Source organism: Geobacillus sp. G4 (assembly GCF_040327975.1).
In the GTDB taxonomy this organism is placed as follows: Bacteria; Bacillota; Bacilli; order Bacillales; family Anoxybacillaceae; genus Geobacillus; species Geobacillus thermoleovorans.
The window spans coordinates 1-26445 of sequence record NZ_JBEPJY010000016.1; the positions used below are offsets into that span (position 1 = coordinate 1).

At 53.9% G+C, this 26445-nt stretch carries 25 protein-coding genes; 9 read left to right on the top strand and 16 right to left on the bottom strand.

The features are described from left to right. The first annotated feature begins 207 nt into the window (after positions 1-207). Positions 208-672, top strand: coding sequence for a DinB family protein (locus ABS784_RS14420; protein ID WP_352512933.1), 465 nt, complete (start codon positions 208-210; stop codon positions 670-672). A gap of 108 nt (positions 673-780) precedes the next feature. Here the strand turns inward: ABS784_RS14420 and ABS784_RS14425 are convergent, their stop codons facing one another. The 3 genes from ABS784_RS14425 to ABS784_RS14435 all read right to left on the bottom strand — a co-directional run bounded on the left by ABS784_RS14425 (position 781) and on the right by ABS784_RS14435 (position 2623). Then, entirely contained in the window at positions 781-1488 is a 708-nt protein-coding gene (locus tag ABS784_RS14425) for a DsbA family oxidoreductase (protein ID WP_352512934.1), read from the bottom strand. A gap of 114 nt (positions 1489-1602) precedes the next feature. Continuing rightward, positions 1603-2295: a DUF1129 family protein gene (locus tag ABS784_RS14430; protein ID WP_352512936.1), complete on the bottom strand. Its 693-nt coding sequence runs from the start codon at positions 2293-2295 to the stop codon at positions 1603-1605. Then, complete coding sequence (locus ABS784_RS14435) at positions 2264-2623, bottom strand: PadR family transcriptional regulator (RefSeq protein ID WP_352512938.1); 360 nt, start codon at positions 2621-2623, stop codon at positions 2264-2266. Before ABS784_RS14435 ends, ABS784_RS14430 begins: the two co-directional genes overlap by 32 nt. 200 nt (positions 2624-2823) lie before the next feature. Between ABS784_RS14435 and ABS784_RS14440 the strand changes: the two genes are divergently transcribed. Beyond that, positions 2824-3216, top strand: a complete 393-nt coding sequence (locus ABS784_RS14440; RefSeq protein WP_407067060.1) for a DoxX family protein — start codon at positions 2824-2826, stop codon at positions 3214-3216. A 117-nt stretch (positions 3217-3333) separates the two neighbouring features. Here the strand turns inward: ABS784_RS14440 and ABS784_RS14445 are convergent, their stop codons facing one another. The 5 genes from ABS784_RS14445 to ABS784_RS14465 all read right to left on the bottom strand — a co-directional run bounded on the left by ABS784_RS14445 (position 3334) and on the right by ABS784_RS14465 (position 10753). Continuing rightward, a complete protein-coding gene (locus tag ABS784_RS14445) occupies positions 3334-4545 on the bottom strand; it encodes an iron-containing alcohol dehydrogenase (protein ID WP_352512940.1) in 1212 nt (403 codons plus the stop codon). Positions 4546-4560: 15 nt separating this feature from the next. Then, positions 4561-6102 carry an aldehyde dehydrogenase family protein gene (locus ABS784_RS14450; RefSeq protein ID WP_352512942.1) on the bottom strand — a complete coding sequence of 514 codons (1542 nt, stop codon included), beginning with the start codon at positions 6100-6102 and terminating at the stop codon, positions 4561-4563. Positions 6103-6138: 36 nt separating this feature from the next. Further along, positions 6139-7035 (bottom strand): R2-like ligand-binding oxidase, encoded by an 897-nt coding sequence (locus ABS784_RS14455; RefSeq protein ID WP_352512944.1) that lies wholly within the window; start codon positions 7033-7035, stop codon positions 6139-6141. 522 nt (positions 7036-7557) lie between these two features. Continuing rightward, positions 7558-8718, bottom strand: coding sequence for an acyl-CoA dehydrogenase family protein (locus ABS784_RS14460; protein ID WP_352512946.1), 1161 nt, complete (start codon positions 8716-8718; stop codon positions 7558-7560). Beyond that, positions 8690-10753, bottom strand: a complete 2064-nt coding sequence (locus tag ABS784_RS14465) for a sigma 54-interacting transcriptional regulator (RefSeq protein ID WP_352512948.1) — start codon at positions 10751-10753, stop codon at positions 8690-8692. Before ABS784_RS14465 ends, ABS784_RS14460 begins: the two co-directional genes overlap by 29 nt. A 505-nt stretch (positions 10754-11258) precedes the next feature. On the opposite strand from ABS784_RS14465, the gene ABS784_RS14470 reads away from it, so the two are divergent. The 4 genes from ABS784_RS14470 (at position 11259) to ABS784_RS14485 (ending at position 15042) form a co-directional block, all read left to right on the top strand. After that, on the top strand, positions 11259-12059 hold the full coding sequence (locus ABS784_RS14470) for an ABC transporter ATP-binding protein (RefSeq protein WP_352512950.1): 801 nt from the start codon (positions 11259-11261) through the stop codon (positions 12057-12059). Continuing rightward, positions 12056-12982, top strand: a complete 927-nt coding sequence (locus ABS784_RS14475; RefSeq protein WP_352512952.1) for an iron-hydroxamate ABC transporter substrate-binding protein — start codon at positions 12056-12058, stop codon at positions 12980-12982. The genes ABS784_RS14470 and ABS784_RS14475 overlap by 4 nt, the downstream gene beginning before the upstream one ends. A gap of 66 nt (positions 12983-13048) precedes the next feature. After that, entirely contained in the window at positions 13049-14056 is a 1008-nt protein-coding gene (locus tag ABS784_RS14480) for a FecCD family ABC transporter permease (protein ID WP_352512954.1), read from the top strand. Next, positions 14053-15042 (top strand): FecCD family ABC transporter permease, encoded by a 990-nt coding sequence (locus ABS784_RS14485; RefSeq protein ID WP_352512956.1) that lies wholly within the window; start codon positions 14053-14055, stop codon positions 15040-15042. Before ABS784_RS14480 ends, ABS784_RS14485 begins: the two co-directional genes overlap by 4 nt. 61 nt (positions 15043-15103) lie before the next feature. On the opposite strand, the gene ABS784_RS14490 is transcribed toward ABS784_RS14485, so the two are convergent. From ABS784_RS14490 to ABS784_RS14510, 5 genes are all read right to left on the bottom strand, one after another. Beyond that, complete coding sequence (locus tag ABS784_RS14490; RefSeq protein ID WP_352512958.1) at positions 15104-15712, bottom strand: DedA family protein; 609 nt, start codon at positions 15710-15712, stop codon at positions 15104-15106. Positions 15713-15945: 233 nt separating this feature from the next. Next, positions 15946-17184, bottom strand: a complete 1239-nt coding sequence (locus ABS784_RS14495; protein WP_352512983.1) for a Glu/Leu/Phe/Val family dehydrogenase — start codon at positions 17182-17184, stop codon at positions 15946-15948. Positions 17185-17210: 26 nt separating this feature from the next. Continuing rightward, the gene (locus tag ABS784_RS14500; RefSeq protein WP_011229698.1) at positions 17211-18410 is read right to left on the bottom strand and encodes an ornithine--oxo-acid transaminase; all 1200 of its coding nucleotides are present in this window, start codon (positions 18408-18410) and stop codon (positions 17211-17213) included. A 115-nt stretch (positions 18411-18525) separates the two neighbouring features. Further along, the gene (gene pruA, locus ABS784_RS14505; RefSeq protein ID WP_352512960.1) at positions 18526-20073 is read right to left on the bottom strand and encodes an L-glutamate gamma-semialdehyde dehydrogenase; all 1548 of its coding nucleotides are present in this window, start codon (positions 20071-20073) and stop codon (positions 18526-18528) included. A gap of 96 nt (positions 20074-20169) precedes the next feature. After that, entirely contained in the window at positions 20170-21582 is a 1413-nt protein-coding gene (locus tag ABS784_RS14510; RefSeq protein WP_352512962.1) for an amino acid permease, read from the bottom strand. 235 nt (positions 21583-21817) lie between these two features. Between ABS784_RS14510 and ABS784_RS14515 the strand changes: the two genes are divergently transcribed. The 3 genes from ABS784_RS14515 (at position 21818) to ABS784_RS14525 (ending at position 24540) form a co-directional block, all read left to right on the top strand. Continuing rightward, the gene (locus tag ABS784_RS14515; RefSeq protein WP_352512964.1) at positions 21818-23191 is read left to right on the top strand and encodes a sigma-54 interaction domain-containing protein; all 1374 of its coding nucleotides are present in this window, start codon (positions 21818-21820) and stop codon (positions 23189-23191) included. A gap of 57 nt (positions 23192-23248) precedes the next feature. Then, positions 23249-24001: a TatD family hydrolase gene (locus ABS784_RS14520; RefSeq protein ID WP_352512966.1), complete on the top strand. Its 753-nt coding sequence runs from the start codon at positions 23249-23251 to the stop codon at positions 23999-24001. Positions 24002-24072: 71 nt separating this feature from the next. After that, on the top strand, positions 24073-24540 hold the full coding sequence (locus ABS784_RS14525) for a DinB family protein (protein ID WP_352512968.1): 468 nt from the start codon (positions 24073-24075) through the stop codon (positions 24538-24540). A 64-nt stretch (positions 24541-24604) separates the two neighbouring features. Here ABS784_RS14525 and ABS784_RS14530 read toward each other — a convergent pair whose 3' ends face one another. From ABS784_RS14530 to ABS784_RS14540, 3 genes are read right to left on the bottom strand one after another with little or no spacing between them, the layout of a single operon-like run. Then, positions 24605-25507 (bottom strand): DUF817 domain-containing protein, encoded by a 903-nt coding sequence (locus ABS784_RS14530; RefSeq protein WP_352512984.1) that lies wholly within the window; start codon positions 25505-25507, stop codon positions 24605-24607. Positions 25508-25523: 16 nt separating this feature from the next. Further along, complete coding sequence (locus ABS784_RS14535) at positions 25524-25748, bottom strand: helix-turn-helix domain-containing protein (RefSeq protein WP_025950374.1); 225 nt, start codon at positions 25746-25748, stop codon at positions 25524-25526. 10 nt (positions 25749-25758) lie between these two features. Further along, positions 25759-26238, bottom strand: a complete 480-nt coding sequence (locus ABS784_RS14540; protein WP_352512970.1) for a DUF2975 domain-containing protein — start codon at positions 26236-26238, stop codon at positions 25759-25761. Between the last annotated feature and the right edge of the window lie 207 nt (positions 26239-26445).

A 26445-nucleotide genomic window follows, 5' to 3' on the forward strand; every position in this document is an offset into this window, starting at 1 on the left:
AGGTTGCACTTTCATTAGAAGATCCGCTAAGCAAGGGCTATTTTTATGCTTGCTCAAGCTTATCTAGCACCACGGGTTACTATTAAGTTTTATAGCGGATACGTACAGTATTACCTCTGCATTTTATACATCTGCATTATGTTATATTATAAGTGGTTTAATCAGTTATAAAAATAAAGAAATATGGAAATACGAGGAGGAATAACCATGTCCCGCGCAAAGAAATGGGTGCAATATTTCCTTTCGCATCGCCTTGTCACGATGGAACTGATCAACAAAATCGATGAAGCGCATTATGATTACAAGCCGACGCCGACGTCGATGACAGCGAAACAGCTGGCGACGCATATGCTGTTTAGCTTTTACAACTTCGCCAACACCGCGAAACACGGCGACCCGGCGCTGTTCCGGCAAAAAATCGAGGATCCAGAGACGAATTTAGCCAAGCTGGCGGAAACGTATACGGAAAAAACGAAGCAGCTCATCCAGTCGATGAGCGATGACGACTTCGACCGGACGCTCGATTTGACCTCCATCTTCGGCGTCCAAATTCCGGCCAAGCAATTTTTGCAGATGGCGATGGACCACGAAATCCATCATAAAGGCCAGCTGTTCGTCTACGTCCGGGACATGGGGCATACAGACTTGCCGCTGTTTGTGAAACGCGGTTAATCTTCCTCATTTTTTGTTTCGTCTAAATGGGAGGCTTCTCTGTGAAGATAACAAAAAAAACCGGCTAGGAGACCCCTAGCTGGCTTTCCGCTTTTGAGCCGGAGCAGTCTAGTCGATCGAGCAGCTTCCATCTGCGCACATTCCGCCTTCACCCGCCAGCAGCCGCATCGGAGAAGCTTGTTGTTCTTCCTCCCATACCTTCTCTAGCGCCCGGCGAAACACCTCAACCGGTTGGGCGCCGGAAATCGCGTACTTCCGGTTCAGGATGAAAAACGGAACGCCGCGGACTCCAAACTTCGCTGCTTCCGCTTCGTCTTTGCGCACTTCTTCCGCATAACGACCGTCATTGAGTACTTCTTCCGTCTCCTTGCGGTCAAGTCCAGCCGCTTCGGCGAGCGCAAGCAGAACATCGAGGTTGCTGATTCGCTTCGACTCCGTAAAATAGGCATAAAACAGCCGTTCGACGACATCATTGAGTTTTCCTTTTTCCTTGGCGTATTGCGCCAAGCGGTGGGCGTCAAACGTATTCGTTGGCTTCATCGTCTCAAAGCGGAACGTAAGCCCGACCGCCTCCGCCTGCCGTCCGATATCGGCATTCGCCCGCTTCGCTTCCTCAACCGTAATCCCGTATTTTTTCGCAATAAGTTCATGAATGGTCAACGATGTTTCTTTTTTCGCATTCGGATCCAATTCAAAGCTGCGAAAGACGATCTCGACGTCTTCCCGGTGTGGAAACTGCTCAAGCGCCTGTTCCAGCCGACGTTTGCCGATGTAGCAAAACGGGCAGACAAAATCGGACCAAATTTCGATATTCATCTCCATCCTCCTCATTCCAGCCTATGTTCACACGCAAGGACCGCTTTTAGCTCCATTGTAGCGGATAGGCTCCCAAATAGCGAATACATCGCTCCAAACGCCTCGTTGTAACGTTTACTTTGCCCAGTGACACCGTTGATTCATCAGCCAAGAAACCGCAAAGGCTAAACATGAAAACAATAGATGAATGACCCATCCTGCTTCGATCCGGACGCCAAACGGTGGGACAAACTTGGCTGTTGCAACTCCTCCGCCAATCACAAGCATTAAGATGCTAACTACAGCGAAAAATACTCTCCAACGCTTCCTTTTCCATTCAGGCGATGCTGGAAACACGGAATTGCGGACAAAATGCATCACCAACGCGACGCCGAACAATACCAACAGAAAACCTAACAAGATATTTACCACTTCCTTACCGAGAAAGATTTCATCACTTCGATGCAACACATATTTGGCCACAAGTTCCGCGACTCCGGTCACAAAAAACACAAAAGCAATGTAACGCATGGATAAATACAGAAGAAATCCAAACGTATACTTCCCTTTTTCTTTGGGCATTTGCCGAATCAATTCATCGCAATATGATTTCGCGTCCTTCCCGAATACCTCTTCCGCCTGTTTTCCTTGTTTTTGCGCTTCAATCAGATGGTCAAGCAATTCCATTAATAATTCCTCTTGCGACTGTTGAGAAATCATCAAATGCGATCGAATATAAACGAGCATGTTTTCATAGTAAACGCGATTGTGACTGTTTAATAGTTTGCGCTTCTCATTATTCAAGGCGATGAGATCCGTTGCTTTCATCGTCCGTCCCTCCACGTAAAATCATTTCCACTGGCATGCGGATGTTTTCCCACTCCGCCATAAACGTTTGAAGCGCCTCTTCCCCACTTTCAGTCAGGCAGTAATATTTCCGCTTCGGTCCTAAAGGCGAATCACGCATTTCTCCTTGAATCAGCCCTGCCCTTTGCAATCTCAGCAAAAGTGGATAAATTGAGCCTTCACTTACCTGGCTGAGGCCAAACTTCTGCAATTTCATCGACAACTCATATCCATATACTGGTTCACGCTTAATTAAGGCTAGTATACATCCTTCCAACACCCCTTTTAACAATTGGCTCCGTAAAGACATGAACGCCCTCTCCTCCAGTATTTTGCCATACAAGATAGAATGAAACTAATTACCTTGCAATACAAGGTACAATTATTATAATCTTTCTCTTCTTGGCATGCAACATTCTTTTTCATTTTCATATAAGGAAACAATGCGCACATATGATGGCCATAAAACAATAGTTGAAGGGAGGAACGGAGGGAAGAGGATGAGGCATCATGAATTTGGAACATTTCTTGTACGGATCGTCACCGGATTCATCTTTTTTCGTCCGTGGCTGGGTGAAATGGCAGCGGGGGCTTGAAGAAGAGGCGGAATCATTCATCACCATGGGTCTCCCCAACCTGCTTGCCTACATCGTGACGATCGTGGAGCTCACTGGCGGCTGGGCGATGATGCTGGGCCTTAGCACGCGCTGGATTGCGGCCGGATTTGCGGTCATGATGATCGGAGCGATCGTGACAGTAAAAGCTGACGCCGGCTTGCTCGGCAACGGCCGGGAAACGGGCTATGAATTCAACCTCGCCTTGCTCGCCATGTCGATTTATTTATGGTTAAACGGCAGCAGGCTTTGGTCGTTAGACACTGTCATCGGGCGGCCACGGGGCTGAACGATCGACACAAAAGCGGGTGTCCCACAAGGAGCGGGACACCTTTTTCTACCTATTTAGATGAAAGGAAATCTGTTTATAGCGCCAAATCCCATTCCTGCTTTTCGACATGTTGCTTCATCCTTTTTCCACTGCCAGCTTGACGACGCGCTCGCCGATGGCCTGAATCAACTCAGGCGGCATCGGGAAGCTAACCGCGGCCGGGTCAGAGGCCACCGCTGGGATGGTGGCCGCAAATTGCTCCGCCGTGATCGGATAGTCGGCAAAATCGGCCGGCAGCCCGATGTCATCGCGCAACCCACGAATGCGCTCGATCGCTTTGGCCAGCAGCACATCGGCCCCTTGACCGTGATCGTGAATGCCAAGCGCTTCGGCCAACAGCTTCGCTTTCGGCAAATACAACTCCGGAATCGCTTCCATCACGACCGGCAAAAAGACGGCGTTCGCCAATCCATGCGGGATGCGGAACATCGCCCCGTACGCATGGGCGAAATTATGCACCGGGATGGCGTTTAATGCAAAGCTGAATGCGGTAATGCCAAGCAAACTCGCCTGCAGCATCTCCGAGCGGGCGCGAATGTTCCCGCCGTCGTGAACCGCTATCGGCAAGTAGTCGCGAATCAGGCGGATCGCCTGCAAGGCGCACGCATCGGTAATGGCGGTCGCCGTCGGCGAGGCGAGCGCCTCAATGGCATGGGTGAGCGCATCCATGCCGGTAAACGCCGTCACCTTCGGCGGCAGCCCGACCGTTAAATCAGGATCCAAGACGGCGACGTCGGCATTGATAAACGGATTGATGATGTTCGTTTTCAAGCGCAGCTCTTCATTATAGATGACCGCAATCGGCGATACTTCCGACCCCGTGCCGGCCGTCGTCGGGATGGAGATGTGCGGGATCGGCATGAATTGCGCCTGCGGGAACGACTCGTACCGCAGCCCGCCTGGAATCGCCTCTTTAATATCGCGCAACCCTTTAAACAGGGCGTATTTGACCCCTTTGGCCGTATCAAGCACGCTGCCGCCGCCGACGGCCAACAAGGCGTCCGCCCCGACCTCGCGTGCATAGCGCACCGCTTCATTGACGCATTCGCTCTCCGCATCCTGGCGAATATCTAAAAAGATGCCGGCGAGCTCCGGTCCCATCCCGTGCGTTGTCAGCCGAAAGATGTCAGCCACTTTCTCAACGATCCCAGCCTGCTCAAGCCCACGGTCGGAAAGCAATAGCACCCGTTTCGCCCCCAATCCGCGGAACAAGTCCGGCACGAGCGCCCGAGCGTTCGAGCCGGTATAAATGGCGGTGCGCAGCCAAAAGTTCGCTAACGTCGTCATGTTCCGAATCCCCCTTTACTTTTTCATCGTGGCGTGCAGGCGGGAAAACAGCACTTGATACCATTTCCGCTTTTCAAGCTCCGGCACCATCGACGTATGCACATGCTTCAGCTGCGTGTAAGCATCAAGCGAATATTTGCCCATTTCGCGCCCGATGCCGCTTTGCTTGTAACCGCCAAATGGCGCGTCATTGCGAAGCATATGCCAGTCATTGATCCAGACGACGCCAGCCCGCAGGCGTCCGGCGATGGCGTACGCCTTGTTGACGTCGCGCGTCCAGACGCCGGCCGCCAGCCCGTAGATCGTATCGTTCGCCATCGCCACCGCCTCTTCCACGTCATGGTAGCGAATGACCGACAACACCGGGCCGAAAATCTCTTCTTGGGCGATTTTCATGTCATTCGTGACATTCGTAAAAATCGTCGGCGCGACAAAATGGCCACCTTCACAGCCAGGCACTTCCACTTCATGGCCGCCGCATACAAGCGTTGCTCCTTCTTGCTTGCCGGCTTCAATATAGGAGAGCACCGTCTCTTTTTGCCGCTTGGAGATGACCGGACCCACATCGGTCGCCGGGTCGAGCGGATGGCCGATTTGCAGCGTCTTCGTCAGGACGACAAGCCGCTCGACGACCTCATCATGGAGCCGATCGGGCACAAACAGCCTTGTTCCCGATTCGCACAGCTGGCCGGAGTGCAAAAAGACGCCAAACAAACTGCCGGGAACGGCAAGCTCCAAATCGGCATCCTCAAGCAAAATGTTCGGTGACTTGCCGCCGAGCTCCAATGTGACGTTTTTCACCGTTTCCGCCGCCAGCGCCATAATGCGGCGTCCGACTTCCGTCGAACCGGTAAACGCCACCTTGTCCACTTGCGGATGGCGGACAAGCGCCTCCCCAACGTCGGCGCCCGGACCAGCCACCACGTTGATGACCCCCGGCGGCACGAAAGACGAAATGACTTCCGCCAGCTTCAACGTTGACAGCGGCGTGTAGCTAGCCGGTTTCACAACGATCGTATTGCCCGCTGCCAGCGCCGGGGCGATTTTCCACGACGCAATCATGAGCGGCAAGTTCCACGGCGTGATCGCCGCGCAAACCCCGATCGGCTCGCGCCAAACAAAATTGTGCGCCGGCCTGGGAAACGGCGGAATCGGCAGCGTTTCCGAAAACAGGTACTCTTGGACGATGTTCGCCATCGTTTGGAACAAATCAACGACTTGCAAGATATCGATTGAGCTGATGCGCCGGATCGTCCCCCCGCTTGAGATCGCTTCCAAATAGGCGAGCTCTTGAGCGTTGGCGGCAATGGCCTGGGCGATCGCATTCAGCACGCGCGCCCGTTCTTTCGGTTTCATCGCCTTCCAATCGGTCTCGTCAAATGCCTTGCGCGCCGCTCGAACCGCCCGGTCGACATCGTCCGCTGTCGCCTTTGCGACGGTCGCCACCACCTCTCCGGTCGCCGGATTGTATACGTTAAACGTTTCCCCGCTTGTTGAAGGCTGCCATTCGCCGTTAATAAAGAGTGGGAAATGTTGCACTTGCACGTGAGTGGTCATGACGATTTCTCCCTTCCTTTTTTCGACTCTCAACATCTAGCCAACGTTTTCGCTTTCCTCAAGACCGAACAGCTCCTCAAACGACTTCTCCTGCGCCTTTTTCAGCACGTCCATCCTCGCTGCCAGTTGGCGGGCGGTGAAATTCATAATGTCAGCGTAGTAGTCAGGGCCGAAAATGGAATCGTGGGCCGCCGCTTCCTCGTTAAGTTTTACTGCAAGCGGTGCGAGCTGCTCCATCTTTTTCATCACAACTTCCAGAAGATACGGATGCTCACGGATCAGCCGCTGAAGCAAAAACGTCCCGTAGGCGATGTGGCGCGACTCGTCTTTTTTCAAATAGCCGATCCCTTTCAACAATCCGGGCATGACCCCCATTTGCTCAAGCGATTTGTAAAAGCCGTAATACCCCGTTTCCGCCAGCACCCCTTCGACAAACATGTTGTACACGACCGAGGCCTCGGCAATGGCCTCTGGGGACGAATCATGTTCAAGCCGCCCCATCGCTGACGGCAAAATCTCGTTAAAAATCGTATGGTATGTCTCGGAATGGTAATGGGACAAATCTTCTTTGACGCCGAGCGCATTGAGCACAAGGCGGAAAAACTCGGTATGTTTCGCCTCCTCAAACAAAAAGGTGGTTAAGTACATCTCCTCCTCGATCCGCCCCTCTTTGGCGACGACCATCAAAAGCGGCAACAAATCGCGCGTCACCGCCTCTTCGCCCGCCTGAAACTGGGCAATGAGCCGCAAAATTCCGTCCTTCATCTGAACAGGGAGCGTCTCCCAATCTTTCACATCTTGCGTCAAGTCAATGTCCGCCGGATTCCACACCCCCAACCGCTTTGCCTTTTGGTAAAGCCGAAACGGGAACGAATCTTCCTGCAGCCCACGGCTGCCCGTTGTGACCAACGGCTGAGCCCGCCGCACGCTCATCACTCCTTTTCTATTTTTTATTGCTTGCTGGATGTTGCACTTCTATATAGAGGCAACGAAAAAGTTTAACATATCCTTGACGGAAAAGTTGTTTGTCCATTTTTTCGACTGTCGAAGGCAAGCCTGTGGCTTGCCTCCGTCACGCCCTGGCGTGACGGAAGACCGAACAACCACCCGCTTCAACAGACCCATACATGGGTCTGGAAGCGGCGTTGTTCGGTCGCCCGACAGTCGAGCAAATGCTTGGTAAAAGCTGCAAATGTTAAAGCTTCAAATTGCATCTATATAGATGGATGACCGCGGGGACAGCAATTCTTGCAAGGGCTTACAAACATGCTGTTGCGACAACAGGCAGGTTGCTAGCAAGAGGCAAGTTGTATAAATGACCGAAATATTGTGAATAGTCACTCATTTTCTCTCATTCTAGCAATCTTCCCTTCCTTCCGTCAACAAAAAGCGGATGACATTTTCCGACAATCGCTGCGCAAAAACGCCGCCTGCTGTCAGCAGACGGCATTTCGTTTATACCCGCACTTTTCCGTATTCTCTCCGCAGTTCACTCGCGATGATGTTGCGCTGGATTTCCGAGGTGCCTTCGTAAATTTTCGTGATGCGGGCGTCGCGGAAGTAGCGTTCGATCGGGTAGTCTCTCATGTAGCCGAGGTCGCCGTGGATTTGTACGGCCATATCGGCGATTTTGTTGTACACTTCCGAGCCGAACAGTTTGGCAATGGCCGCTTCTTTGACGACACGCATCTTTTGATCGACCATCCAGGCGACGCGATAGACGGTCGAGCGAAGCACTTCGATCAACATGCTCATGTCCGCCAGCATATGCTGGATGGCTTGCTGCTCGATGATCGGCTTGCCGAACTGTTCGCGCTGTTCGGCGTATTCCATGCAGTATTCGAGCAGGCGGACGCAGGAGCCGAGATTGCGGGCGGCGAGACCCGCACGGCCGTTGGCGAGGATTTTGAGAGCGTTGACATACCCCTCGCCTTCTTTTCCGAGCACGTTTTCGACCGGTACTTCCAGATTATCAAAAAACAGCTCGGCCGAGTGCGAACCGCGCAGCCCCATTTTCCGCTCCACTTTTCCTACGATAAAACCGGGAAAATCTTTTTCGACGATAAACGAGGTGATGCCTTTCGGACCTTTCGACGGGTCGGTCACGGCCATGACGGTAAAGACATGGGCGTCGACGGCGTTAGTAATGTAATGTTTCGAGCCGTTAATGATGTAGCGGTCGCCTTTGCGGACGGCGGTCGTTTTGATCGCGGCGGCGTTCGAGCCGGCGTTCGGCTCGGTTAAGGCGAAGGCGCCGATCCATTCACCGGTCGCCATTTTCGGCAAGTAGCGCCGTTTTTGTTCCTCAGTGCCGAGCTCGACGATGCCGACCGTGCCGATGCCGGTATGGGCGCCGATTAATGTCGTATAGCCGTTGTGCGTTTTGCCGAGCTCTTCGTAAATGGCGCATTTGCCGACCATCGACAAGCCGAGGCCTCCATACTCTTCGGGAATGCTTAAGCCGAACAGCCCCATGTCTTTCGATTTTTCAATAATATCTTCCGGAATTTGGTCGTTTTCTTCAATGTCCATTGCCGCCGGCTCAACGACCTCTCTCACAAATCGGCGGACATTTTCTTTTAAAAATTCAATCTCGTCTGGCAATATAAAATCCATCCTCTTCCCCTCCCGATGATTGGATTCTATATTTTTGCGCCTTGCGCACGAGTGTCGACGCATCGACGCCTAACAGCTTGGCCGCCCGCCGATACGTACGCGCGCGACGGAGCGCCTTGATGATGAGCTGCCGCTCGACGTCCGCCACCGCTTGTTTGAGCGGGACGATCTCGCCGACTGACGCCGGATTGGCGGCCGACAGCGGCTCGAGGTGAAGCCATTTCGCCACATGGTCTTCGTCAACGACGGGCGCGGCAGACGTTACAAACATGCGCTCGATAGCGTTGACGAGCTCGCGGACGTTCCCGGGCCAATGGTAGTCCATCATCGCCGCCAGCGCCCCGTCAGTAAAGATGAGCGGCTTTTGATACTTTTCCGCAAACTGCTTTCGATAATGGTCGACTAAGAGCGGGATGTCTTCTTTCCGGTCGCGCAGCGGCGGAATAGCGATCGGCATGACGTTCAGCCGGTAAAACAAATCGGCGCGGAACCGCCCGGCGGCGACCAGCTCTTCAAGCGGCTTGTTCGTCGCGGCGATGATGCGGACATCGATCTGTTTGGGCGCCTCAGCCCCCAGGCGCATAATTTCCATCGACTGAAGCACACGAAGGAGCTTTACTTGCAGGTGGAGCGGGATTTCGCTGATTTCATCGAGAAAAATCGTCCCGCCATCCGCCTGCTCAAAGTAGCCTTTTTTCCCTTTTTTCGCCGCTCCTGTGAATGCGCCCGGCTCATAGCCGAACAGCTCGGACTCCATCAGCGTCTCCGGAATCGCCCCGCAGTTCACTTTCACAAACGGACGGCCGCTGCGCGTGCTCTGCTTCCAGATGAAGTTCGCCAGCTCTTCTTTTCCGGTGCCCGACTCTCCCGTCAGGAGCACGGTGACATCCACAGCCGCTGCCTGACGGGCGATGACGACAACGTGCGCCATCGCCGGCGCCCGGTAAATAAGGCCATCGCCTTCCTGTCGGCTTAATGTATGAAGGAGCCGTTTCGTCTCCTCAAGTTCAGCGCGAAGCTGCTCCATCTCGGTCATGTCTTTGACGTACACGACAACCCGCTCGCCCCGGCCGCCTTCCTCGATGATCGGCACCGCGGAGACGATCAACGTGTTGCCGGTTTCTGGCCCTTGATGAAGCATTGAGCACGGCTGGCAGCGATCAAGCGCCTGGCGCACAACTTGGTCGAGCGGGGCGGGGATGCGCCCTTGTCCCGCATCTGGGAACAGGGCGGCCCATTTTTGATTTTGCCGGATGATTGCCCCGTGGCGATTCGTGATGGCGATGCCGTCGCCCGCCGCATCCATCACCGTCTGCAGCTCGTTGACGATGCGCTTCACTGTCTCGAGCTCGCTCGAGATGAATTCGATCTCGGAAATGTCTTGAAACACCCCGACAGCGCCGACGACCTTCCCACCGTCGATAATCGGCGACCGATTCGTAATATAGACGCGCTTGCCGACTCGGTACTTTTCCGTACACCCTTGGCCGGTGCGCACGACATCGAGCAAGCCGGACGGAACGACGACATCGGTCAACAACCGGCCGAGCGCTTCTTCTTTCGTCGTCCGCGCCATCCGTTCCGCCGCCGGATTGATCGAGGTAATCCGCCCTTGGGCATCGATCGACAAAATGCCGTTATGGGCGGCGTTGAACATGGCTTCCAGCTGCTTTAAGCGAAGGCGGGACGCCTTTTCCTGCGCCGCCAAATACTGCTCTTTTGTCAACAGACCGGCCAGGCGGCCGCTCTCATCAACGACGGCGCGGAGCGGACTGCCGCCAAACGCGATCTCCTCAAGGCGCGCATGGGCCGGAAGCGGCTGCGGCGGCCGCATCACCTCACGAACCGTTTTGTGCCCCTGCGCGAGACCAAACAGCACATCCTCGGCCGCCACCACCCCTACCACTTCCCCTTCGCTGTCGCATGCGACGGCCCCAGCAATCCCGTGCTCGGTCAACGTACGGGCCGCCTGCTCAAGGGAATCGCTTTCCAAAACAGCAACGGTTGTTTTCCACATGATGTCTTCTATCGTCATCCCCCATCCCCCTGTCTCGCCTTCACTTTGTTTTGAAAAGCAAACTGCGTGCCAACAAATAAAGTGTCGTATTATTCAGAAAAATACATCTCCATCATCCACCGTACCAAATCTTCCGTTGCAAAACAACAACGTTTTGTTGCAAAAAAACAATAAATATACAGAATGTGTTGTGTTTTTGCCATTCAGACAGCCGGAATCGTTGCGTTTTCGCAACAGTATGGCGCCAGACGATCGCGGCGCAAAGGCCGGGCTTTCTGAGGCCGCACCCGCCTTATGGCGGTCAAGTTGCGGCGTGGGATGCAGCGATAGGCCTGCGAAATATAGTCCAGTGTTCTCTTTGCGGCAGGAGAGCCGCGGCAAACCTTGTCCGACCTCTCTTTTTTCCATAATAAAACTTGCTTTTTTGATGAGAAAATTCATTGTCTTTTTTAATGAATTGGTTATAATTAAGATTGTTAATGATATTGATTTTCATTTTCTTAGTCCAAAAGGAGGTGGCCGCATGGTCCGCTTATACGCCGAGAATTTGACCGTCCGCTACGATGACCGGACGATTTTCGAACATTTGTCCGTCCGCATTCCCGACCGGCAAATCACTGCCATTATCGGGCCGAACGGATGCGGGAAATCGACGCTGCTGAAGACGTTGACGCGCATCCTTTCTCCGCAGTCCGGCGCGGTCATTTTAGACGGCCAAGCGATTTCGCAGCAACCGACGAAAGAGCTGGCGAAAAAAATGGCCATTTTGCCGCAGACGCCGGAAGCGGCAAGCGGATTAACGGTCGCCGAGCTCGTCTCGTACGGCCGCTTCCCGTATCAAAAAGGGTTTGGCCGCCTGACGAAACAAGACTACGAAGCGATCGACTGGGCGCTTCACGTGACGAAAACAGCCGACTTAAAACACCGGCCGGTCGATGCGCTCTCCGGCGGGCAGCGGCAGCGCGTCTGGATCGCCATGGCGCTCGCCCAGGAGACGGACATCATCTTTTTGGACGAACCGACGACGTACTTGGACATCGCCCACCAACTTGAAGTGCTCGAGCTGCTGGAGCGGCTGAACAAGGAGGAGGGGCGGACGATCGTCATGGTGCTTCATGACATCAACCAGGCGGCCCGTTTTGCCGACTATATCATCGCTATGAAAGCAGGGGCCATCATCAAGTCCGGGCGGAGCGAAGACGTTATCCGCCGCAAAGTGCTCCGCGACGTGTTCGGCATTGACGCCGACATCGGCCGCGATCCGCGGACGAACAAACCCGTTTGTTTCACCTATCATTTGCTTAAGGAGGCTTATTCATCATGAGGAAAACATGGCTTGCATTGTTGCTTCTTTTTGCGCTTGTGCTGAGCGCATGCGGCAACACAGCGAACAACAATAAGAAAAACAACGCGTCCCCGGCTGAAAAAAAACCGGAAACGATTACGTATCAATCGGAAAACGGACCGGTGGAAGTGCCGGCTGATCCGAAGCGCGTCGTCGTCTTATCGACGTTTGCCGGGCATGTGCTGGCCTTGGATGTCCCTGTTGTCGGCGTGGATTCGTGGTCGAAAATGAGCCCGCTTTTTCAAGAAAAACTGAAAGACGCCGAAGTCGTGACCGATGAAGACATTGAAAAAATTATGGCATTAAAACCAGACTTAATTATCGGATTATCCAATACGAAAAACGTCGACAAGCTCAGCAAAATCGCGCCGACCGTCACTTTTACATATGGGAAGGTCGATTATTTGACACAGTTTTTGGAAATCGGCAAACTGTTGAATAAAGAAAAAGAAGCGAAAGCGTGGATCGACGACTTTAAACAACGGGCGCAACAAGCCGGGGAAGAAATCCGGGCCAAAATTGGCGAAAACGCGACCGTTACTGTAGCCGAAAACTTTGATAAGCAGCTATATGTCTTTGGCAACAACTGGGCGCGCGGCACCGAGATTTTGTATCAAGAAATGAAGCTGAAAATGCCGAAAAAAGTGGAAGAACAGGCGCTCAAACCGGGCTACTATGCCGTTTCCCTTGAAGCGCTCCCGCAGTTTGTCGGCGATTATCTCATCTTAAGCAAAAATGGGGACGGCGACACATCGTTTATGGAGACGAACACGTTCAAAAACATCCCTGCTGTGAAAAACGGCCGTATGTTTGTCGCCGATGCGAAGGCATTTTATTTCAACGACCCGATTACGTTGGATTACCAGCTCGATTTCTTTCAAAAACACTTTTTAGGCCAATAACGAAGAGACGGGGCGTTCACTGAAGTGAGTGTCCCGTCCTTTCTTATGTCAAAGGGGGAGTCACCAATGGATGCAGACCGCCGGCGTTGGCCGTTTCGCTATACGTTTGTTCTGTCGCTTGGCCTGCTTGTCGCTGTTTGGTTTGGCTCGATGCGAGTCGGCGTCGCCGATACGACATGGAGCGACGTATGGCGGGCGTTGTTTTCCGATCAACAAGGCAAACAGCTTGATCTCATTCGCGAGCTCCGCTTGCCGCGCGAAACGGCGGCCGCCTTTGTCGGCGCCGGCCTTGCCGTCGCCGGGGCGATCATGCAGGGGATGACGCGCAACCCGCTCGCCGATCCGGGGCTTCTTGGCCTCACCGCTGGGGCGAACGCGGCGTTGGCCATGACGATGGCCTTTTTCCCTTCCGCCCATTATCTGTTGATCACGGTCGCCTGTTTGCTTGGTGCGGCCGTCGGGGCAGGGGCCGTCTTTGGCATCGGTGCCATGCGCCAAGGCGGATTTTCTCCGCTGCGCATCGTCCTGGCCGGCTCGGCGGTCTCGGCGCTTTTGTTTGCCATCGCCGAAGGGATCGGACTGTATTTCCACATTTCCAAAGACGTCTCGATGTGGACGTCAGGCGGAGTGGCCGGTGTCTCGTGGAAACAGCTGGCCGTTGGCGTCCCGCTCATTGCAATCGGTCTGGCTATTGCCGTTTCGTATGCGCGACCGCTGACGATCCTTAGCTTAAGCGAAGACATCGCCGTCGGCGTCGGACAAAAAACAGCAGCGGTGAAAATGGCGCTGTTTCTGGCGGTGTTTTTGCTGACGGGGGCATCGGTCGCGATCGCCGGCAACATCACCTTTATCGGCTTAATGATTCCCCACCTCGTGCGGGGGATCACCGGCGCCGACTACCGGTTCGTCATCCCGCTGTCAGCGACTGGCGGCGCCGTCGCCATGGTGCTGGCCGACACGGCAGCTCGCACGATCCATGCGCCGTTTGAAACGCCGGTAGCCGCCATTATCGCCGTCATTGGCTTGCCGTTTTTCCTCTTCGTCGTCCGGAAACAAGGGAGGGGCTTTTCATGAGAAAACAAAGTCTTTCGCTCTTTGTCTTGCTTGCGCTGCTCATTGCCGCCACGGCAGCTATCGCCTTGGGCACCGGCGATGCGCCGCTTTCATATAACCGCATCGTCCCGACACTGTTTGGCTACGGTTCGATGGAAGAGGAATTCATTTTGTTTTCCCTTCGCCTGCCGCGCCTTTTCATCACCTTGTTGGGTGGCATGGCGCTCGCCTTATCCGGGGCCATGCTGCAAGGACTCACGCGCAATGACCTCGCCGACCCTGGCGTGCTTGGGATCAACGCCGGAGCAGGCGCAGGCGTCGCCTTGTTCTTTTTGTTTTTCCCGATTGAGGCCGGAACATTTCTTTACACCTTGCCTCTCGTTGCCTTCGCCGGAGCGCTACTGACGGCGGCTACCATCTATGCCGTCTCCTACAATAAAACAACCGGGCTGCAGCCGGTGTCGTTTATCTTAACCGGCGTCGGGTTTTCGATGGCGCTCTCCGGGCTGATGATCGTCCTCATTTCCGCGGCTGACCGGACGAAAGTCGATTTTATCGCCCGCTGGCTTTCCGGCAACATCTGGGGCGATGACTGGCCGTTTATTTCGGCTATGCTGCCATGGCTGGCGGCGGGCACACTGGTGGCGTTGTATCGGGCGAAGCATCTCAATATTTTGCACTTAGGCGATTCGGTTTCAATCGGGGTCGGCGTCCACGTTCGCCGCGAGCGGCTCGTGCTTATGATGACAGCTGTTGCCGTCGCAGCCGCCGCCGTCTCCGTGACGGGAGGCATCTCGTTCATCGGCTTGATGGCGCCGCATATCGCCAAAGCTATTGTCGGCCCGCGCCATGAACGGGCCATCCCGGCGGCGATGTTGATCGGCGGCTGGCTGCTGCTTGCAGCCGACACGATTGGACGCAACGCCCTCGCCGAGCCGCTCCCCGCCGGGGTCATCGTCTCCTTGATCGGCGCGCCGTATTTCATTTACTTGTTGCTAAAGCGTTGACATCCGCCGCCCGTTATGAGAACGGGTCCGAACGATGACACCCGCAAAAGAAGACGCCGGTTCATGAAACCCGGCGTCTTTTCCAAAAGCGGACAACTGCAACGGCAAGGACAATCGCGATGATGACATAGACGACTTCAGCGTACGCGCCAATCACGTCGGATACTTTCCTCCATGACTGGCCAAGAGCTGCGCCGATCGAAACAAGCGCCGTATTCCAAATCAATGTGCCGAGCACGGACAGCCAGACAAACAGCCCAATGTTCATCTTCGCCATGCCAGCCGGAATGGAAATCAAGCTGCGCACGAGCGGAATCATGCGGCCAAGAAAGACGGCCCATACCCCATAGCGCTGAAACGTCCGGTTCACCTTGGCGATGTCTTCCGACTTCACCCGCAGCCATCCCCCCCAACGGTCGACGATCCGTTCAAGCCGCTCAACAGACAACAGCCGGCCGATTCCGTACAGCACCAATGCCCCGGCAACCGAACCGGCAGTCGCCGCCGCAATAACGCCGGGCACCGTCAAAGCCGTGTACGTCGTCATAAACCCGCCAAACGGCAAAATGACTTCCGACGGAATCGGCGGGAAAATATTCTCAAGCGCGATCATCAAAAAAATGCCGATATATCCGAATTGCTCGATAAAATCAGTGATCCAAGCCTGCATGGCGTCATTCTCTCCTTCCGCATAGCTTAATGGTATGTATACATGTCGCTTTCCTCATCGTATGTATATGATATGGTAGTACAAAAAAATCTCCGGTGCAAAAAAGAAAAGCGGCTTGCTTTTGCTCCTCGCTATCCCCCATCACCGGCTTTATCGGCGTCTCGCAAACGAAAAGCCGCCCACCCCACGATATGAGGATGGGCGGCACGCCCCTAGCCACAACTTTCCCATGATTATACCCAACCGCGATAGCGAGCGGCTTCCGCTGTTTGGCGCAGCCCGATCATGTACGCCGCCATGCGCATATCCACACGGCGCGATTCCGCCAATTCATAGACGCGATGAAACGCGCTCGTCAATTTCTCTTTCAGCTTCTCGACGATTTCCTCCTCCGTCCAATAATAGCCTTGGTTGTTTTGCACCCATTCAAAATAGGAAACGGTCACTCCGCCGGCGCTCGCCAGCACATCGGGCACTAGCAGCACGCCCCGCTCCGTCAAGATTTTGGTCGCCTCCAGCGTCGTTGGGCCGTTGGCTGCTTCCACCACAATTTTAGCCCGAATATTCGGGGCATTGTCACGCGTAATTTGATTGGCCACCGCGGCCGGAACTAAAATATCACACTCTTTTTCCAGCAGCTCTTGATTGGTGATGACATTCTCAAACAGCGTGGTCACCGTGCCAAAACTGTCGCGGCGATCCAACAAATACGGAATATCCAGTCCGTTCGGGTCATACAACGCGCCATACGCATCGGAAATGCCAATGACGCGAGCTCCAGCTTCATGCAAAAACTTGGCCAAAAAGCTGCCTGCATTGCCGAATCCTTGAATAATGACCCGCGCCCCCTGCAACTCGATTCCCGCTTTTTTCGCTGCTTCTTCGATGCAAATCGTGACACCGAGCGCCGTCGCTTTTTCCCGGCCTTGGGAGCCGCCGAGCACAAGCGGCTTGCCGGTGATAAACCCAGGCGAGTCAAATTCGCGGATGCGGCTATATTCATCCATCATCCACGCCATAATTTGCGAGTTGGTAAACACGTCCGGCGCCGGGATATCTTTGGATGGCCCCACGATCTGGCTGATCGCCCGCACATAGCCGCGGCTGAGCCGCTCCAGCTCACCCATCGACATGTTCCGCGGGTCGCAGACGATCCCACCTTTGCCGCCGCCATACGGCAAGCCGACAATTCCGGCTTTGATCGTCATCCACATCGACAGCGCCTTGACTTCTTCCTCGGTGACATCCGGATGAAAACGAATGCCTCCCTTGGTCGGCCCTACGGCATCGCTATGCTGGGCGCGGTAGCCGGTAAACACTTTCACCGTTCCGTCATCCATACGGACGGGAATGCGTACGGTAAGGACGCGCAAAGGTTCTTTGAGCAGCTCATACATCTCCTCGCCGTAGCCAAGTTTGGCCAGCGCCTCTTTGATCACGCGCTGGGTGGAGAGAAACATATTTTCTTCCATCGTCTCATTCGCCTCTTTGACTCGATTTATGGACGGGACAAGACATTCGCAATCCGTTCGAACGCCCAATCCAATTCCTCTTTCGTAATGATGAGCGGCGGTGCGAAACGAATGACCGTCTCGTGCGTTTCCTTGCAAAGCAATCCTTGCTCTTTCAGCGCCTCACAGTACGGACGCGCCGGCACATGCAGCTCGACGCCGATAAATAAGCCGCGGCCGCGGATCTCTTTAATATCGTCGTTTCGGATTTGTTTTAGTTTCGAAAGGAAGTATTCGCCAAGCTCAAGCGAACGCTCCGCTAGACGCTCTTCTTCAATCACTTCGAGCGCCGCGATCGACACCGCACATGCAAGCGGATTGCCGCCAAACGTCGATCCGTGCGAACCGGGTTCAAACACCGACAAAATGTCGCGGTTGGCGACGACGCAAGAAATCGGGAACACCCCGCCGCCCAACGCTTTCCCTAAAATATACATATCGGGCACAACCTCTTCCCAGTCGCAGGCAAACAACTTCCCGGTCCGGCCGAGACCGGTTTGAATTTCGTCCGCGATGAACAGGACGTTGTTCGCTTTGCATACGTCATACGCCGCTTTTAAAAATCCTTGCGGTGGAATGCGGATGCCGGCTTCTCCTTGGATCGGTTCGACAAGAAACGCCGCCGTATTCGGTGTAATCGCCGCTTTCAACGCTTCGATGTCGCCGTACGGGATGATTTTCACTCCGGATAGCAGCGGTCCAAACCCGCGTTTATAAGCCGGTTCGGACGACAGCGACACGGCGGCAAGCGTCCGGCCGTGGAAGTTTCCTTCACAAACGATGATTTCGGCTTGGTTGTCCGGGACGCCTTTGACGTCATACGCCCAGCGGCGCGCCGCCTTGAGCGCCGTTTCCACCGCCTCGGCGCCCGTGTTCATCGGCAGCACCATCTCTTTTTTCGTCAACCGGCACACTTTTTCGTACCACGGGCCGAGCTGGTCGTTATGGAACGCGCGCGATGTGAGCGTTACCCGATCGGCTTGCTTTTTCAACGCTTCAATAATCTTCGGATGGCGATGGCCTTGGTTGACAGCGGAATAAGCGCTTAACATGTCCATATAGCGGTTGCCCTCTGGGTCTTTCACCCATACCCCTTCCGCTTCCGAAATGACAATCGGCAATGGATGATAATTTCGTGCTCCATATCGTTCCGTTTGTTCGATGAGCTGTTGCGATTTTGTCGTCATCAAAATCCCCCTTTTTTCCTCACTCTCCACCTTCACGGACAACGTTTGCCTTCATCCGACGATTGACGGACCAACGTTCCATTACAGGAAAAGGGCGGCTGCGGCCGCCCCGCCATTAAAACATTTCCGATACGGTTTTCGCTTGCATATGGAGAATCAAATAGTCCGGGCCGCCAGCTTTCGAGTCGGTGCCTGACATGTTAAAGCCGCCAAACGGCTGATAGCCGACAATGGCCCCTGTGCAGCCGCGGTTGAAGTACAAGTTGCCGACATGGAACTCGTGCCGCGCTTTCTCGAGGTTCGCCCGGTTGCGCGAAATGACGGCGCCTGTCAATCCGTATTCCGTATTGTTCGCGATCTCAAGCGCATGGTCAAAGTCGCGCGCTTTCGCAAACGCCACGACCGGTCCGAAAATTTCCTCCTGCATGATGCGCGCGTTCGGGTCGACATCAGCAAACACTGTCGGCTGGATGAAGAAGCCCTTTGCATCGTCTCCTTCCCCGCCCGTCATGAGACGGCCTTCCTGTTTTCCGATCTCGATATATTCCATAATTTTGTTGTACGCGTTTTGGTCGATCACCGGGCCCATAAACGTCGCTTGCTCCGCCGGGTCGCCGACGTTGAGCTGCTTCGTCAGCTCGACGACGCGGTTCAACACTTGGTCGTAGACATCTTGAACAACGATCGCGCGCGAGCACGCCGAGCATTTTTGCCCCGAAAAGCCAAACGCCGACGCGACAATCGATTGCGCCGCCAGTTCCAGGTCGGCTTCCTTGTCCACAACGATGGCGTCTTTGCCGCCCATTTCCGCGATGACCCGCTTCAGCCAAATTTGCCCTGGGTGCACTTTCGCTGCCCGCTCATAAATGCGGATGCCGACATCGCGCGAACCGGTGAAGCTGATAAATCTTGTGCGCGGATGGTCAACCAAATAGTCGCCGACTTCTGCGCCGCTGCCCGGAATGTAGTTCAATACACCAGCCGGAAGCCCCGCTTCTTCCAACACTTCCACAAATTTATACGCCACGACCGGCGTTGCGCTTGCCGGTTTCAACAGCACCGTATTGCCCGTGACAAGCGAAGCGACCGTCGTTCCGGCCATAATGGCAAACGGGAAGTTCCACGGCGAAATGACAACCCCGACGCCAAGCGGAATGTAGAAAAACCGGTTCGTTTCCCCCGGACGGCTCTCAACCGGAATGCCGTCTTTCAGCTTCAGCATTTGCCGTCCGTAATATTCCATAAAGTCGATCGCTTCCGCGGTATCGGCGTCCGCTTCACGCCACGGTTTGCCCGCTTCTTTCACCAGCCAAGCGGAAAACTCGTGCTTGCGCCGGCGCACGATCGCCGCCGCCCGGAACAAAATATCGGCCCGCGCTTCCGGGCTCGTCCGGCTCCAAGTGCGAAACGCCTCATCAGCGGTTTTCATCGCCCGCTCCGCCAGCTCTTTGGTCGCTTTCGCCACCCGGCCGATGACTTCCGCTTTGTTCGCTGGATTGATCGACGTGATTTTGTCTTCCGTCATCACCCGCTCGCCGCCGATCACAAGCGGATAATCGCGCCCAAGCTCCGATTCCACTTTTTTGAGCGCTGCTAAAAACGCCTCGCGGTTTGCTTCCACGGTAAAATCTGTGAGCGGTTCGTGTCTGTACGGCTGCACCATTTCGTCATCCTCCTTTTTAAAGGCAAAAAAATTTTTCGTTATAAAACGGTTTCATAGTTATATTATGCAAATGATTATGGCATTTTTCAATTGTTTTTACTTGGCGGCCTCCATCTCCCTTTTTTCCACATGCAAAAGCTGAACCCGCTTTTTCGCCACAAGGTGGTAGTACCCGTAGCAAGCGAGCAAAAACGGAATGCCGCAGTAAAGGGCGATCCGTTGATCCGGGATAAACGCTAGTCCGACAATCGTCGCCATATTTAAGGCAAACGCGGCCAACGGCACGAACGGGTACAACGGCGTCCGGTATTTCAGATCGCGCACATCGCCGCCTTCACGCAAAAACGCTTTCCTTCCAAAATAGCTGGACAGCGCGATGGAAGCCCACACCGTGACGGCGCCAAATCCCGCGATCGCCGTCAGCCAGACGTACACCGTATCTTCCGCATACACGCTGCACAACAGAGACAAGCAGCCGATGGCAATGCTGGCAATCAGCGCATTGATGGGCACGCCGCGTTTCGATAGCTTGCTAAAAAACGGACTGACCATGCCTTGACGCGACATCGACCAAAGAACGCGCGATGTCGCATATAAGCCTGAGTTGGCCACCGACAGCACAGCGGTAATAATCACAAAGTTCATGATATCGGCCGCATACGGAATGCCGATATTGTCAAACACCACCACAAACGGACTCTCAACAACACCGGCTTTCTCCCACGGAAACAAACCAGCCAACACAAAAATGGCCAAAATAAAGAAGATCAAAATGCGCCATACAGTGTTGCGCAACGCAACCGGCACCGTTTTTTCCGGCTCGCGGCTTTCCCCTGCCGCCACGCCGACCAATTCCGTCCCCTGGAACGAAAAGTTCACGAGGATCATCGTCGTAAAGATCGCCCAAAACCCATTTGGAAACAAGCCCCCATGGTCTGTAAAGTTCGAGAAAAACGGAGCAGGTTGTCCATTTTTCATATGGATGACTCCGAACATCGCCGCCAGACCAAGAACAATAAAGGCGATCACCGTCAGCACCTTGATGCTCGAAAACCAAAACTCCACCTCGCCAAATCCTTTGACAGACAAGGCGTTGATCAAAAACAAGAGCAAAGCGAAGACCGCACAAAACACCCATGTCGGCACATCAGGAAACCATCGCTTCATCAAAATGCTGACCGTGAGCAGCTCGATGCCGACCGTCACCGACCAGTTCAGCCATGAAAGCCAACCGATGCAGTACCCGACCGCCGGCGAGATGAATTTCGTCGCATACGTCTGATACGATCCGGCATCGGGAATTCTCACGGCCAATTCTCCTAACGAAAGCATTGTCAAATACATGACCAATCCGCCAAAAAGATAAGCAACGACGGCCCCTCCTGGCCCCGCCTCATGAATCGTATAACCCGATCCTAAAAACAAACCAGTGCCGATCACTCCGCCTAGCGCGATCATAAATAAATGCCTGCTTTTTAGCTCTCGTTTCAGTTCTTGCACTGGTTGCATCCGAAAACTCTCCCCTCTCTATGATAGATTCCGCAATCGCTTACATTTTTATCAAACGAATAGCAACCTCCTTTTATGCAAAATTATTTTTCAATTTATAATGTATTACAACTTTATTATGAAATTATTTTTTTCTATTTTCAATATATTTAGCAAAAAATTTTTTCACATCTTTCTTTCCCTTCCTGTCTCCCGTCCACCTTATGCTATAATACAAAAAAGAGAGGTGCTGATCGTGAACCGTGATATGGAAACGCTTTTATCAATGTACGAGCAAATTCTTGAAATGATCGACCTTGGCGTCCATGCGGTCGACCAACATGGAAAAACCGTCATTTACAACCGGAAGATGCGGGAGATCGAAGGAATGGACGTTGAGGACGTGCTCGATAAAAACATTTTAGACGTCTTCCGCTTCAACCCGGAGCAGCCGAGCACATTGCTTGAAGCGCTGCGCACCGGTGAAAGCATTCTGAACAAGCAGCAAACCTATTTCAATAACAAAGGACAAGCCGTGACAACGGTCAATCAAACACACCCGCTGCAAAAAGACGGGCGCATCATCGGCGCCGTGGAAATCGCCAAAGACATCACCAAATTCCGCAAGCTGATCCAAGAGCACCACCAACGCGGTGAAGCCGGTCGCACGTTTGCGGACATCATCGGCCAAAGCGAAGCCATGCAAAAGGCCATCCGCCTTGCTCGTCATGCCGCCCGCTCCGAGGCGTCTGTGCTGCTCATTGGGGAGAAAGGGACAGGAAAAGACTTGCTCGCTTCCTGCATTCACCACGAAAGCGAACGGCGAGCTAAGCCGTTTTTTGCGCAAACGTGTTTGTCGCTTCCGGACGATTGGATGGAAACGATGCTGTTTGGCAGCGAAGAAGACGGCGAGATCCAGCCCGGCTTGTTTGAACAAGCGGACGGCGGCACCGTCCTGCTTGACGATATTGACTCGTTAAGCCTGCCGCTTCAACAAAAACTTGCCCGTTTCCTGCAAGAAAAACAGTTTGTCCGCGCCCATGGCCAAGAACCGGTTCGTGCGGACGTTCGCCTCATCGCCTCGACAAGCGGAGACCCGATCGATGCCGTCCAAGCAGGGGAATTGCTCAAATCGCTTTACTACCAAATTGCCGTCCACTGCATCGTCCTGCCGCCGTTGCGCGAACGGAAAGAGGACATTTTGCCGCTCGCTATCCATTTCATCCGTCAAGGCAACGAGCGCTATGGCCTACATGTCGAAGGACTCGGCGATGACGTGCAAGAGGCGTTTCTTGCTTACAGCTGGCCCGGCAACGTGCGCGAGCTTGAGGCCGTCATATTGGAAACGATGGCGACGATGGAACAAGAACAAACCATCACCCTCGCCCATCTGCCTGCCCCTTTTCGAGCCAAGCTTGCGCCCGACGAAACGAAAACGGACTTTTTATTTGATACGGAAGACATTTTGCCTCTTGACAAATACATGGAAGAAGTCGAAATTTACTACATCCGCAAGGCGCTGCAGCATCACGGCTTCAACATCACCAAAACGGCCAAAGCGCTTGGTTTGAGCCGACAAAACTTGCAATACCGCATCCGCAAGTACCAGATTGATAAGGAATGGGGATGAAAAGGCGAAAAGCCTCAGCCAGCGGGACGGCAAAAAGGACAGGGGAGGTCGCTGTGGATGATCGACGCTCATATTCATCTCGACCAGTACACGGACATCGATGAACAAATCAACCGTTGGCAAGAAGCGGGCATCATCGGCGTCGTCGCCGTATCCACCGATTTGCGCTCCAGCTGCCGAACGCTCGAGTTGAAACAGCGATTCCCTTCCTTCGTCTACGCCGCCATCGGTTTTCATCCCGAGCAACCGCTGCCAAGCGAAGCCGATTGGAACGAATGGACAGAACTTGTCAAGCAAGAGCGGCCGCTGCTCGCCGCCATCGGCGAAGTCGGGCTGCCATACTATTCAGCGGAAGCATGCGCCAAGCTGCCCGCGTATCAAGAACGATTAACCGAAATCGCGGCCATCGCCGCGGATGCCTCCTTGCCGCTCGTTCTTCACGCCGTCTACGACCGCGCCCAAACCGCCTTGGCCATCTTGCAGCAAACTGGCGTCCGACAAGCCCATTTCCACTGGCTGAAGGCCGAGCCTGCCGTGGTCAAACAAATCGTCCAATGCGGCTACTACATCTCCATCACGCCGGAAGTGTGCTACCGCGAGCGCGACAAGCAGCTGTTATCCCTCGTTCCCATCGAGCAGCTGCTCCTTGAAACCGATGGCCCATGGCCGTTTGCAGGCCCGTTTGCCGGAAAACTGACAACGCCGTTATGGCTATTGGACTCCGCGCGAGCCGTGGCGGCACACTATGGCCGAGATATCGAACAAGTCAAAACCATGATCACGGCGAACACAAAACGGCTTTACGGTTGATCTTCCTTATCGTACGATGAAACCAAATCTACATCGAAATGAGGGAAACATGATGGATCATTAATGAGCGAGTGCGCCAACAGCTGATCAAAAGCGTTTCCGGGCTGTCGGACGAACAGCTGAACACCCGAGTGGCGGACGGAAGTTGGACGATCGCCCAAGTGCTCGAACACCTGTACTTAATCGAAACATCGATCACATCCATGATCGCCTATACATTAAAGCATGGCGAGAGCCAACCGGTCGAGGAGAAACCGATCCACTTGACCGTTGATCGTTCGAAAAAAGTGGAGGCGCCTGATTTCGCCCGCCCGGACAACCGCTTTTTCACTCGACACGAACTGGAAGAAAAATTGCATCAATCGCGGCAGCGGTTGCGCCAAATCACGGAGCAAGCCAATCCGGCTGACTTGGAAGCCAAATCGTTCCCGCATCCAATTTTTGGGCCACTGAATTTGAAGCAATGGGTGGAATTTGTCGGCTACCATGAACAGCGCCACCTCGCGCAAATTGAAGAAATCAAGGCACAGCTTCCGTGAGGAGCGGGCGGCTCATCAAGGAAAAAGCCGAGCAACGACCAGCCAAATCCCCGCCCTGCTCGGCTTACAACGATTTTCCATCTTCATGTGAACGCTCCACTGCCCCTGTCACAGCCATTGTTTTCACTTGCTTTAACGTCGCCACGATGAGAAAACTGACAATAACAAGCAAACACCACGAACTCACCTTCCCAAGATGAACAAGGCTCCACGCCTTCACCTGGTTCGGATATTGCCAAGCGCCAAAAAAGGTGGCGATGTTTTCCGCGATCCAGATGAAAAACCCAATCAGCAAAAAAGACAAAACAATCGGCATCCGGTAGCGGACTCCTCCGACCTCATACGTCACCCATGACCGCCAAAAGACAAGCATGACGAGGGCTGAGAGCCACCAACGAACGTCCAGCCAATAATGATGGGTGAAAAAATTCAAGTAAATCGCCGAAGCGAGAGGAACGACCATCCAAAACGGCGGCCATTGCACCAACTCCACCTTCAGCCTTCGCCACGCCTGGCAAAGATAGCTGGCGACGCTCGCATACATAAACCCGCTGTACAAGGGCACGCCAAAGATTTTCGTATACCCCTCTTCCGGATACGACCACGACCCCATATGCACTTTAAACAGCTCAAGTGCGAGCCCAATGGCGTGAAACAAGGTGATCACCTTAAGCTCATCCCGCGTTTCCAGACCTGACCGCACCATCCACCATTGCATGAGAAGGCAGATGATGAGCATCCAATCATACCGCGGCCATAACGGAAGCGACGCGAGCTTCGTCAGCGCCAATGAGGCAAAAATGACGACTGGAAACACGCAGGATTGCGCCTGCGCCCAACCGAAGCGAACAAGCTGCACAAACGCTTTGATGAGCCGCGACGTTCTGCCAAACTGGCGCATTTGGACGATCATGAGGCCAAACGGTGGAGATTCGTTCACCGCTATCTCGTGTTTTTTCCCTTTCAAGCCGTCTCCTCCCTGCTCACGGATTTGACTTCCCTTCATCACTTCGATACTCCAAAATGTCCCCGGGCTGACAGTCGAGCGCCTTGCAAATGGCTTCCAACGTCGAGAAACGGATCGCCTTCGCCTTCCCGTTTTTCAAGATTGACAAGTTCGCCATCGTGATCCCGACTTTCTCCGACAGCTCAGTGACGCTCATCTTCCGCTTCGCCAGCATGACATCAAGATTGACGATAATCGGCATATCATCCACCTCAAACGGTCAACTCATTTTCCTGTTTGATTTCAATCGCCTGCTGCAGCAGCTTTTGCAAAACCGCGGCGAACACAGCGATGACAAGCGACGCAAACGGCACAATCAGACCGACGAAAATGACACCCGGAGCGTCGTCTTTCTCGGCGAACAAGTAAAACAGCGGCAAGACAAGCAAATGCAGCCCGCTGATGGCGACGGCGCAATGTTTGATCGTCTTTAACGCTTTCACCGACGCCTCGGAAAACGCGTCGTTTCGGTCAATATACACTAACAACCGGAACGCCTGATACAAAGCGAAGTAGAACGGCAGCGCGGACGCCTCAAACACAAGATAAACAAAATACTTGATCCAAGGGAACGTTGGCACCAGCTTGACAGCCACCTTCGCAAGCGCAGGCACCAAAAATAGGCACAATGCCAAAACCGGAAGGCCGATCAACACTAAAGACGCCTTCAAAAACAACGTTTCCCGTTTCATCGAAACACCTCAGTGACTCGTTTTCGACTTTATTGTAATGAACGTCTTATCGTTTATCAATAAATAATTGTTGATTTAAATTAAATTTTTTCTGCAAAACAGCAAAAAGAAAAGACGTCCCCACACGGTAACGCCCGACCATACCTATTGAGACGACAGGCACACCGTATTCACTTCCACGCCGCCCATTACCAATCGATTCGCTTT

Excerpts from the sequence above, each read along its gene's own strand:
- ABS784_RS14510 (WP_352512962.1), bottom strand. The coding sequence starts at position 21,582 with ATGCAACCAGTGCAAGAACTGAAACGAGAGCTAAAAAGCAGGCATTTA.
- ABS784_RS14490 (WP_352512958.1), bottom strand. The coding sequence starts at position 15,712 with ATGCAGGCTTGGATCACTGATTTTATCGAGCAATTCGGATATATCGGC.
- ABS784_RS14465 (WP_352512948.1), bottom strand. The coding sequence starts at position 10,753 with ATGACGATAGAAGACATCATGTGGAAAACAACCGTTGCTGTTTTGGAA.
- ABS784_RS14455 (WP_352512944.1), bottom strand. The coding sequence starts at position 7,035 with ATGAGCGTGCGGCGGGCTCAGCCGTTGGTCACAACGGGCAGCCGTGGG.
- pruA (WP_352512960.1), bottom strand. The coding sequence starts at position 20,073 with ATGGTGCAGCCGTACAGACACGAACCGCTCACAGATTTTACCGTGGAA.
- ABS784_RS14435 (WP_352512938.1), bottom strand. The coding sequence starts at position 2,623 with ATGTCTTTACGGAGCCAATTGTTAAAAGGGGTGTTGGAAGGATGTATA.
- ABS784_RS14460 (WP_352512946.1), bottom strand. The coding sequence starts at position 8,718 with ATGGATTTTATATTGCCAGACGAGATTGAATTTTTAAAAGAAAATGTC.
- ABS784_RS14500 (WP_011229698.1), bottom strand. The coding sequence starts at position 18,410 with ATGACGACAAAATCGCAACAGCTCATCGAACAAACGGAACGATATGGA.
- ABS784_RS14440 (WP_407067060.1), top strand. The coding sequence starts at position 2,824 with ATGAATTTGGAACATTTCTTGTACGGATCGTCACCGGATTCATCTTTT.
- ABS784_RS14540 (WP_352512970.1), bottom strand. The coding sequence starts at position 26,238 with ATGAAACGGGAAACGTTGTTTTTGAAGGCGTCTTTAGTGTTGATCGGC.
- ABS784_RS14485 (WP_352512956.1), top strand. The coding sequence starts at position 14,053 with ATGAGAAAACAAAGTCTTTCGCTCTTTGTCTTGCTTGCGCTGCTCATT.
- ABS784_RS14520 (WP_352512966.1), top strand. The coding sequence starts at position 23,249 with ATGATCGACGCTCATATTCATCTCGACCAGTACACGGACATCGATGAA.
- ABS784_RS14420 (WP_352512933.1), top strand. The coding sequence starts at position 208 with ATGTCCCGCGCAAAGAAATGGGTGCAATATTTCCTTTCGCATCGCCTT.
- ABS784_RS14430 (WP_352512936.1), bottom strand. The coding sequence starts at position 2,295 with ATGAAAGCAACGGATCTCATCGCCTTGAATAATGAGAAGCGCAAACTA.
- ABS784_RS14425 (WP_352512934.1), bottom strand. The coding sequence starts at position 1,488 with ATGAATATCGAAATTTGGTCCGATTTTGTCTGCCCGTTTTGCTACATC.
- ABS784_RS14450 (WP_352512942.1), bottom strand. The coding sequence starts at position 6,102 with ATGACCACTCACGTGCAAGTGCAACATTTCCCACTCTTTATTAACGGC.
- ABS784_RS14495 (WP_352512983.1), bottom strand. The coding sequence starts at position 17,184 with ATGGAAGAAAATATGTTTCTCTCCACCCAGCGCGTGATCAAAGAGGCG.
- ABS784_RS14535 (WP_025950374.1), bottom strand. The coding sequence starts at position 25,748 with ATGCCGATTATCGTCAATCTTGATGTCATGCTGGCGAAGCGGAAGATG.
- ABS784_RS14475 (WP_352512952.1), top strand. The coding sequence starts at position 12,056 with ATGAGGAAAACATGGCTTGCATTGTTGCTTCTTTTTGCGCTTGTGCTG.
- ABS784_RS14470 (WP_352512950.1), top strand. The coding sequence starts at position 11,259 with ATGGTCCGCTTATACGCCGAGAATTTGACCGTCCGCTACGATGACCGG.
- ABS784_RS14445 (WP_352512940.1), bottom strand. The coding sequence starts at position 4,545 with ATGACGACGTTAGCGAACTTTTGGCTGCGCACCGCCATTTATACCGGC.
- ABS784_RS14480 (WP_352512954.1), top strand. The coding sequence starts at position 13,049 with ATGGATGCAGACCGCCGGCGTTGGCCGTTTCGCTATACGTTTGTTCTG.